Raw genomic sequence first — 2,795 nt, forward strand, 5'->3', positions numbered from 1 at the left:
AGCGAAGCGAGATCCACCGGACTGAGTTTCCATTGCTTGAGCGGATGGATCTGACGTTCGTTGAATCGGCGGCGTTGCTCTTCCTGACTGACGGAAAACCAGAACTTGACGACATGCGTGCCGCTTCGCACCAGATGCCGCTCGAATTCGGGAACCTGTTGCATGAAGTCGTTGTATTCGCTTTCTGAACAAAACTCCATCACGCGCTCGACGCCTGCACGGTTGTACCAAGACCGGTCGAACAGCACGATCTCGCCGGCGGTAGGCAAGTGCTGTACGTAACGCTGGAAATACCATTGTCCACGCTCGGACTCCGAGGGCTTTTCGAGCGCCACGACCCGGGCGCCGCGCGGGTTCATGTGTTCCATGAACCGCTTGATCGCACCGCCCTTGCCTGCCGCATCGCGTCCCTCGAACACGATCACCAGGCGTTGTCCGGTCTCCCGAACCCATGCCTGCAGCTTCAGCAATTCGACCTGCAACGCGTACTTTTGCTTTTCATAGCCGCGCCGGGACATCAAGTTGCGGTACGGATAACCACCCGTGCGCCATGTTCGCGATAGCTCGCTGTCGGGATGACGTGAAGCGCGCGCGTGCCACAAGTCCGGATCACCTTCTAGGATACTGCTGCGAACCGCGCCGACTTCGTCGGGAGACAAGCCGTGCATCAGGGTCTTGATGGTATCGATAAGGGATTCCGCGTCCTGCGCGGCGGCCGCCGACAATACGTGCTGCAAGGTCGTTGCGATCTGTTCGCTGGCGATATTGACCGCCTGGTCTACTTCGTGTCGCTGCGCCGACTGCGGCGAAGTTGCGACGATGTCGCCGCGAGCGACGCTCCGCACGATTGGCGTGGTGTTCGAATGGCGTGCCGCCGGTTTGTTCTGCTCTGATGCCAAGGTTCCTGTCCTCGTGAAGCGTCCCGACCGCCAGCCGGGTCGGGTTACGGCCTGTTTGTGGCCTGCTTACGCTAGAGCAGCGGCTTTCTTCAAGACGACATACAGCTGGTCTTTCAGATGCAGCTTTTCCTTCTTGAGAGTTTCGACAGTTGCGCCCTGTCCCGAGACGATCCCATCCTCGATGTTCTTGATTTGATGATCGAGTTCGCTGTGGCGTTGAAACAGCCGGGCAAAGTGGGCGTCTTCGGTTTTTAGCGAGGAAATCAGATCACGATACTCTGGAAACATAGGAAACTCCTGATGCAGTGGCCAGGTATTGGCCCCAGGCCGATCGGGCAGATTATTTTTGCATTCCTTAGTAAATTGGGCGTTGATAAATGTCATGTTCGGGGAGCGTTCACGCGCCTTCAACTGTCCCAGGGATTGAGAATCTCTACACCTGTCGGCTCGAAATCCTTCACGTTGCGCGTCACGACCGTCATGGCATGCATCATCGCGGTAGCTGCGATCAACGCGTCGCGTTCGGCGCACGGATTCGGTACATGCAAACGAGCGCAATGCCGCGCCACGGCGGCATCGACCGCCAGGACGCGACCTTCGAACGCCGCAAGGACATGCCCGTCGAGCCAATTGCGAAGTGCCTTGCCTTGCAACGCATCGCGCCGCTCCATATGCAAAACGCCCTGCTCCAACTCAAGCACGGTAATCGCTGAGATAAACAGCGTGCTCGCCGAAACGCCCGCTGCCCATTTGGTGACGTTACGGTCTGCGAGGCCCGACCGGGCTCGGCGAAGCTCGGAGACAACGTTGGTATCGAGGACAAACATCAGGACAAGTCGGCCGGTTTAAACAAATGGCCGGCGCGTGGCGCTTCGAACTCGAAATCTTCGACACCAGGCGCCGCAAGCATGTCGATAATGCTGCCAGTCGAAGCGTCCGCAAGGCGCCGATACTCTTCAATGCTCAGCAATACATGCGCGGGTCGTCCGCGGTCCGTAATGAAGACTGGACCTTCGTTGGCGGCCTTCTTTGCGCGGCTTGCGTCTTGATTGAACTCACGGCTGGACAGGGTGGTAGTGGGCACGTTGTTGCTCCGGCAATATTTGTAGCAACGTTACTACAATTTTAACCAGGACGCAACCGACCGCGTTCGCTTCCAACTCACCGCGATCCTGCCAAGGCCCAGACAAATCGGGCCTCGAAAGGCGCAAAAAAGCCCCGGCAACCATCGCCGGGGCTTTTTAGAACCAAACCACGCTCAATACAACCGCTTACCGCTTGTCAACAGGCTTGGCTACGCGCGGCGTATCGCCGATAAACAACTGACGCGGACGGCCAATCTTCTGCTCCGGATCGGCAATCATTTCATTCCACTGCGCAATCCAGCCCACCGTGCGAGCCATCGCAAACACGCAGGTAAACATGGCGGTCGGAATACCCAGCGCGCGCTGCACGATACCCGAATAGAAATCGACATTCGGATAGAGCTTACGCGAAACGAAGTACTCGTCTTCCAGCGCAATCTTTTCGAGCGCCATCGCCAGCTTGAACAACGGGTCATCGTGCAGACCCAGTTCTTCAAGCACTTCGTAACATGTTTCACGCATCAACTTGGCGCGCGGATCGTAGTTCTTATAAACACGATGGCCAAAGCCCATCAGCTTCACGCCCGAATTCTTGTCCTTCACCTGACGGATGAATTCAGGAATGTTGTCGACGGAACCGATTTCTTCCAGCATGTTCAGCGCGGCTTCATTCGCGCCGCCATGCGCCGGGCCCCAAAGACAAGCAATACCCGCTGCGATACAAGCAAACGGATTCGCACCCGACGACCCAGCCAGCCGCACCGTGGACGTCGACGCATTCTGCTCGTGATCCGCGTGCAGGATCAGGATC

5 protein-coding genes are annotated in these 2,795 nt (G+C 57.5%); all 5 read right to left on the reverse strand.

Annotation, left to right across the window (positions count from 1 at the left end):
- A partial coding sequence (ppk2, locus tag WCA53_RS31070) for a polyphosphate kinase 2 (protein ID WP_423920574.1) occupies window positions 1-899 on the reverse strand: 899 nt, incomplete at its 3' end.
- Between the two features lie 66 nt (window positions 900-965).
- Entirely contained in the window at window positions 966-1,187 is a 222-nt protein-coding gene (locus tag WCA53_RS31075; RefSeq protein ID WP_423920585.1) for a YdcH family protein, read from the reverse strand.
- Between the two features lie 119 nt (window positions 1,188-1,306).
- Window positions 1,307-1,729, reverse strand: coding sequence for a type II toxin-antitoxin system VapC family toxin (locus tag WCA53_RS31080; protein WP_423920588.1), 423 nt, complete (start codon window positions 1,727-1,729; stop codon window positions 1,307-1,309).
- A complete protein-coding gene (locus WCA53_RS31085; RefSeq protein WP_423920578.1) occupies window positions 1,726-1,983 on the reverse strand; it encodes a type II toxin-antitoxin system Phd/YefM family antitoxin in 258 nt (85 codons plus the stop codon). The genes WCA53_RS31080 and WCA53_RS31085 overlap by 4 nt, the downstream gene beginning before the upstream one ends.
- Before the next feature lie 187 nt (window positions 1,984-2,170).
- Window positions 2,171-2,795: citrate/2-methylcitrate synthase (locus tag WCA53_RS31090; protein ID WP_423920582.1), on the reverse strand; the 625-nt coding region annotated here is incomplete at its 5' end.

This window comes from Caballeronia sp., from assembly GCF_049581465.1.
Lineage (GTDB): Bacteria > Pseudomonadota > Gammaproteobacteria > Burkholderiales > Burkholderiaceae > Caballeronia.

Bases quoted from the DNA above. Each gene is read 5' to 3' on its own strand.
- WCA53_RS31075 (WP_423920585.1), bottom strand. From the start codon at position 1,187: ATGTTTCCAGAGTATCGTGATCTGATTTCCTCGCTAAAAACCGAAGAC.